6 protein-coding genes are annotated in these 5,908 nt (G+C 65.6%); 2 read left to right on the top strand and 4 right to left on the bottom strand.

From position 1 onward, the window contains the following. Positions 1-387: efflux RND transporter permease subunit (locus VF662_RS14310; RefSeq protein WP_464142446.1), on the top strand; the 387-nt coding region annotated here is incomplete at its 5' end. A 32-nt stretch (positions 388-419) separates the two neighbouring features. Then, a complete protein-coding gene (locus tag VF662_RS14305) occupies positions 420-1,688 on the top strand; it encodes a DUF445 domain-containing protein (RefSeq protein WP_464142444.1) in 1,269 nt (422 codons plus the stop codon). A gap of 1 nt (position 1,689) precedes the next feature. Here VF662_RS14305 and murA read toward each other — a convergent pair whose 3' ends face one another. The 4 genes from murA to VF662_RS14285 all read right to left on the bottom strand — a co-directional run. Next, positions 1,690-2,973, bottom strand: a complete 1,284-nt coding sequence (murA, locus tag VF662_RS14300; RefSeq protein ID WP_464142442.1) for a UDP-N-acetylglucosamine 1-carboxyvinyltransferase — start codon at positions 2,971-2,973, stop codon at positions 1,690-1,692. A 46-nt stretch (positions 2,974-3,019) separates the two neighbouring features. Further along, positions 3,020-3,373 carry an ATP-dependent Clp protease adapter ClpS gene (clpS, locus tag VF662_RS14295; RefSeq protein ID WP_464142439.1) on the bottom strand — a complete coding sequence of 118 codons (354 nt, stop codon included), beginning with the start codon at positions 3,371-3,373 and terminating at the stop codon, positions 3,020-3,022. A gap of 174 nt (positions 3,374-3,547) precedes the next feature. Next, positions 3,548-4,234 carry a phasin family protein gene (locus tag VF662_RS14290; RefSeq protein ID WP_464142437.1) on the bottom strand — a complete coding sequence of 229 codons (687 nt, stop codon included), beginning with the start codon at positions 4,232-4,234 and terminating at the stop codon, positions 3,548-3,550. A 138-nt stretch (positions 4,235-4,372) separates the two neighbouring features. Then, on the bottom strand, positions 4,373-5,908 hold a 1,536-nt coding region (locus VF662_RS14285), incomplete at its 5' end, for a PHA/PHB synthase family protein (protein WP_464142435.1).

The raw sequence follows: 5,908 nt of genomic DNA, 5'->3' as shown, positions 1-5,908 counted from the left end.
ATGCTGCTGGGGATCGTGGCCAAGAACTCGATCCTGCTGGTCGATTTCGCGATCGAGGAGATCGACCGCGGCGTCGACAAGGACACCGCGATCCTGGAAGCGGGCCACAAGCGCGCGCAGCCGATCGTGATGACGACGGTGGCGATGGTCGCGGGCATGGTGCCGGTGGCTCTGTCGCTCACCGGCGACGGCTCCTTCCGGGGCCCGATGGGCGTCACCGTGATCGGCGGCCTCATCTTCTCGACGGTCCTGACTTTGCTCATCGTGCCTGCGAGCTTCAGCCTCGCGATCGATGTGGAAAGCTGGCTCGGCCGCCGCTTCGCCCGGTTCGTGGCCTCGGGCAAGGAAGCTCCCACCGGCGCTCCGGCACCGCTGCCGGCTGAGTGAACCAATAGGCCGGTCCAGTCATTGAGGGGGCGATGACCCTGCTCGAGCGGACCGGCCTCAACCGATTCAATCCCACGCAGGGCGGAGCCCGCGGCATGCGGGTGATTGCCACCAGCATGCTCGTGGTGATGGCCGCCGTGTTCATCACCGCCGGCCGCTTCGAAGATGTCCACCCCGCCTGGGGCTTCGTCCGCGCCTTCGCGGAGGCGGCGATGGTGGGCGGACTTGCCGACTGGTTCGCGGTCACGGCATTGTTCCGTCACCCGCTCGGCCTGCCGATCCCGCACACGGCGATCATCCCCCGCAACAAGGACCGGATCGGGGACACGCTCGCGCAGTTCCTGAAGGACAATTTCCTCACGCCGTCGGTGGTCGCGCGGCGGATGCGGGGCATCGACGTTGCCGGAGCCGTCGGCCGCTTCCTCACCAGCCCCCAAGGCCAGGGCAGCCGCCTCCGCGAAGGCGCCTCCCGGCTGATCGCGGACGTGCTCGAATCGCTCGATCCGGAGCGGCTCGGCGGCATGATCAAGGGCGCCATTGCGAACCGGCTGCGCGCAATGGAAGTGTCACCCCTGCTCGGCCGCCTGCTCCAGGCCGCGATCACGGAAGACCGGCACATCCCGATCCTGGATGCCGCAATCGCCACCGCAGGACGGATCGTCGACACGCAGGAGGACACCATCCGCCGGATGGTGAAGGAGCGGTCCAATTGGCTGATCCGCTCGACCGGGCTCAACGAGACGATCGCCGATCGGCTGATCAACGGCATTCGTCAGCTCAGCATCGACCTTGCCGTCGACGTCGATCACCCCGCCCGCCTCGAGCTTGAGGACCGGCTGGTGCAGCTCGCCTGGGATCTGCAGGAAGACCCCGAGCTTCGAGCCCGGGTGGAGGCGTTCAAGAACGACCTCATCGGCAACCCGGCCGTGGCGCAGTGGATCGAGGCCTTCTGGGAAAGCAGCCGCGCCAGCCTCCTTGCCGCCGCTCGCAATCCCGACGCGACGATGGCCGGAAAGTTCGGCGATGCGATCCGGCAGCTTGGCACGACATTGCAGCAGGACGATCGGCTGAAGGGCACGATCAACCAGTTCGCCCGCCGCGCCGTCGTCGGCGGTGTTGCAAGCTACGGCAGCGGCATCGTCACGTTGGTCTCAGACACGATCCGCGGCTGGGACGCCAAGACCATCACCGGCCGCCTGGAAGGAGCCGTCGGCCGCGACCTTCAATATATCCGTATCAACGGAACGCTCGTGGGCGGCCTCGTCGGCCTCCTGATCCACGCGGCCGAGGTGCTGACCTAGCTCAGCCGTCGCTGGCGCGCTCGATGTCGGCGCCGACCGCCTGGAGCTTCTCCTCCAGCCGCTCATAGCCCCGATCGAGATGATAGACGCGGCCGACCTGGGTTTCCCCTTCGGCGGCCAGGCCGGCGAGGACGAGGCTCATCGAGGCACGGAGGTCGGTTGCCATGACCTGCGCGCCGTGGAGGTGCTTCACGCCCTTCACCACCGCGGCCCGGCCGCGAACCTCGATGTCGGCGCCCATTCGGCTGAGCTCAGGCACGTGCATGTAGCGGTTCTCGAAGATCGTCTCGGTGAGGAGGCTGGTGCCTTCGGCGAGCGTCAGCATCGACATGAACTGCGCTTGCATGTCGGTGGGGAAAGCGGGGTAGGGCGCGGTCGAGATGGAGAGCGGCTTGATCCCTCCGTCGGCGCGGACGCGGAGGCCGCCCGGAACGTCCTCGACGATCCCGCCGGCATCGGTGAGACCGGAGAGGATGGAGGGCATGGTTTCCTTGCGCGCGCCGACCAGGTCCAGCGAACCGCCGGTGATGATCGCGGCGCAGGCATAGCTGCCGGCCTCGATCCGATCGGGCATGACTGCGTAGGTGGCGCCGTGGAGGCGGTTCACGCCCTCGATGGTGAGGGTGTCGGTGCGCAGGCCCTCGATATGGGCGCCCATCGCGATCAGGCACTTGGCGAGGTCGGTGATCTCGGGCTCGCGAGCCGCGTTCTCGATCACCGTCGTGCCCTTCGCAAGAACGGCCGCCATCAGCGCATTTTCGGTGGCGCCGACGGAGACGAAGGGGAAGCTGATCGTGCCGCCGCGGAGGCGCCCGCCGGGCGCCGTCGCCCTTACGTAGCCGCGGGCGATCTCGATCTCCGCTCCGAGCGCCTCCATGGCCCGGAGGTGAAGGTCGACGGGACGCGTGCCGATCGCGCAGCCGCCGGGCAGCGACACCGTCGCTTCGCCCGCGCGCGCGAGCAGCGGCCCGAGCACCAGGATCGAGGCGCGCATCTTGCGGACGATGTCGTAGGGCGCGACGGTGGAGGTGAGGTTCGCCGCGCGGAGCGTCATCACACGGCCGAATTCGTCGGGGCGGGCGCCTTCGATCGTCGTCGATACGCCGAGCTGGTTGAGCAGGTGGCCGAAGCTGTCCACGTCAGCGAGGCGGGGCAGGTTCCTCAGCGTCAGCGGCTCGTCGGTTAGCAAGGCGCAGGGGAGCAGGGTCAGCGCGGCATTCTTCGCGCCGGAGATCGGGATTCTGCCTTCGAGGCGGTTGCCGCCGCGGATGATGATGCGATCCATGTTAGGCCCTTAGGACTTTGGCAGCGCCGCGCAAGCGGCCGCGGCGTCAGGCCTTTTCAAGCGTGCACTGGAGCGGGTGCTGGTTCTCGCGGGCGAAGTCGATCACCTGCGCGACCTTGGTCTCGGCCACCTCGTAGCTGAAGATGCCGCACACGCCGACGCCGCGCTGGTGAACGTGGAGCATCACCCGCGTGGCGTCCTCGATGTCCATCTTGAAGAAGCGCTGAAGGCACAGGACGACGAACTCCATCGGAGTATAATCGTCGTTCAGCATCAGCACCTTGTAGGGCGAAGGCGTCTTGGTGCGGGTGCGGGTGCGCGTGGCGACGCCGAGGCCGGTGCCTCCCTCGTCGCCCTTGCGGGTGCCTGCCGCGGAAATCGTCGATTCAATCAATGCCATGTCAGCGCCTGAATATGGCAAGCGGAGTGTGCCGGGCAAGAGTCTCGGATGGTTTACGGCCGCTGAAACGAAATAAGAAAAGGGCGGCTCCCTCTCCCGAGGGGCCGCCCTATTCATTTCAGCGAGAACAGTCGCTTTGGGGTCCCATCAAAGTACCACTTTGATGGGCACCGCTTACGCGGCGATGTTCTTCACGCGCTCGGCAGCGACCGAGTAGCGGCTGGTGATCGGCTCGGCGACTTTGCCGGCGAGCTTCAGCATCGCTTCGCTCATCTTCGAGCTCTCGGCGACCATCGAGTCGAACTGGCTCTTGGCGAACTCGCTCTGGATACGGAAGAAGTCGGTGGCCGAACGCACTTCAGCGAAGGTGCGGACGGTGGCCGACGCTTCCTCGAAGCTCTTGCGGCCGAACTCGGCGACTTCCTGGCTCAGCGTCTCGATGCCGCGGGCAGCGACCTTCGAGGACGCGACGATGGCTTCGACGTTGCCGCGGGCGAGGTCGGTCATTTCCTCGACCATGCGGGTGCTGCGCTCGGTCATGTTCTTGGTGCGCTCGTTGATGTCGCCGATGAAAGCCTGGGCGTTCTCGTTGGCGATGCGGGTCGCTTCGTTCTGCATTTCGGTGGTCCTTTCGTTGATCTTGCTGGTGGTCTTGGCGGCCGCGTCGGCGGCTGCCTTCGCCGGCACCGCCTTCGGCGCAGCCGGCTTGGTCTTCACGGTCGCAGCGGGAGCGGCCTTGGCGGCAGCCGGCTGCGTCTTCGCTTCAGCCGCGATGTGCTTGGCCCGTGCGGGCTTCGCCTTCACCTCGGCAGCGGCCTTCGGCGTCTTGTTCGCCTTGGGCGCGTTCTTCTTCTGGGCCATGTCAGTAGCTCCTGAAACTCTATGCTGCGATGCAACATAAACGCTGTCGCCGAAGATTTCAAGAACTATTTGTGCAGTGCAACATAAGGCATGCCGCAGCTGGCAGCATGCCCCTCCGTCGTCAGGCGATTCGTTGCTCTAGCGGGCGCGCACGTAGCTGCCGGGCGCGTCCTCGATCGCCTTCAGCTTGCCCTTTCCGGGAATGCGGGCGCCCTTCACCGGGATCTTGCCGTCAGATTTGCGGTCGATCCACTGCAGCCAGTCCGGCCACCAGCTGCCCTTGGTCTCGTGCGCTCCCGCGATGAATTCCTCGAGCGTGTCGACCTTCTCCTCGTTGACCCAATATTGATATTTCTGGGCCTCGGGCGGATTGACGACGCCCGCGATGTGGCCGGAGCCGGCGAGCACGAAGCGAACCGGACCCTGGAAGTGCCGGGTGATCTTCCAGACGCTGTGCGCGGGGGCGATATGGTCCTCCCGGCCTGCCTGGACGTAGGTCGGCGTCTTCACCTTCGTAAGGTTGATCGGAGTGCCGTCCACCGTGACGCCGCCGGGCTGCACGAGCTTGTTGTCCCGGTAGAGGTTGCGAAGATAGGACTGGTGCCACTTGGCGGGGAGGTTGGTCGTGTCCGAATTCCAGTGGAGGAGGTCGAACGGGACGTAATCCTCGCCCATCAGATAATTGTTGGTGACGTAGTTCCAGATGAGGTCGCGGCCGCGCAGCATGTTGAACGTCGCCGCCATGTAGCGTCCGTCCATGTAGCCCTTGTCGGAAAGCTGCTCGATCAGCTGCATCTGCTCGTCGCCGAGGAAGAAGCCGAGATCGCCCGCCTCCGAGAAATCGACCTGCGCGGTGAAGAAGGTGGCGCTCGCCACCTTGTCCGCCTCGTCGCGCGCCTCGAGCAAGGCAAGGGTGGCGGCAAGCGTCGTGCCGGCGACGCAATAGCCGATCAGGTGGACGTCATCGACCTTCAGCAGCTCGCGCACGGTGTCGATGGCGTCGATCTGCCCGCGGACGACGTAATCGTCCATCGTGAAGTCCTTCATCGTTTCGTCGGCGGATTTCCACGAGACGACGAACACCGTGATCCCCTGCGCCACGGCCCAGCGGATGAAGCTCTTTTTCTCATTCAAATCGAGGATGTAGAAGCGGTTGATCCACGGCGGGAAGATGATCAGCGGCGTCTCGTACACCTCGTCCGTGGTCGGGCTGTACTGGATGAGCTCGTAGAGCGGCGTCCGCTTCACGACCTTGCCGGGCGTCACCGCGATGTTGCGGCCGATTTCGAACGCGTCGGGCGCCGTATGGGTGAGCTGCCCCTTCTCGATGTCGCGCAGCATGTTCTCGAGCCCCTTCAGAAGGTTCTCGCCGCGCGTCTCGAACGTCTTTTCCAGCACCTGCGGATTGGTGAGCGCGAAATTGGACGGGCTCATTGCGTCCACGAAGGCGCGCGCCGTGAAGCGCAGCCGCTCGCGCTGCTTGTCGTCGATCCCTTCGATCGCATCGACCGAGCCAAGCAGCCGGTCGGAGATGAGAAGGTAGCTCTGGCGGATCATGTCGAACAGCGGGTTGTCCCGCCATTGCGGCGCGTTGAAGCGCTTGTCCTTGTCCGCTTTCTCCTGGATCCCGCTCTTCGGCCCGTGCTGGCCGAGCGCTCGCTGCCAGATGTTGAG

It is taken from the genome of Allosphingosinicella sp. (genome assembly GCF_036387215.1).
In the GTDB taxonomy this organism is placed as follows: Bacteria; Pseudomonadota; Alphaproteobacteria; order Sphingomonadales; family Sphingomonadaceae; genus Allosphingosinicella.
This window is presented reverse-complemented; position numbering and strand designations above follow the sequence as displayed.